At 48.9% G+C, this 270-nt stretch carries 1 pseudogene; it reads right to left on the reverse strand.

What is annotated here, in order from left to right:
- Nucleotides 1–160, reverse strand: a pseudogene (locus Q4563_RS20045) (bifunctional NADH-specific enoyl-ACP reductase/trans-2-enoyl-CoA reductase); the annotation flags it as partial.
- Nucleotides 161–270 lie beyond the last annotated feature (110 nt).

Genomic DNA, 270 nt, shown 5'->3' on the forward strand with positions numbered 1-270 from the left:
GGCCATAACCGGTCGAAGCACCAATCACCAGGACACGCTTGGGCATATCGATCTTGCCCTGTGCCTTGATAAAGTCAATTTGCTCTTTAACGTTTGCTTCACAACCACTTGGTTGGGTTGTTACACACATAAAACCGCGCACTCTCGGTTTGATAATCATGAATCATTCCTGTCGATCTGGATTACGGGATACCCGAAGCACTCGTCTGGCAGCAACAAGCAGGCTTCGGCCAATGCTGGGTTATTGTAGCTTGCCACCCACTATATAGC

The sequence above is a fragment of the Gilvimarinus sp. 1_MG-2023 genome (genome assembly GCF_030548285.1).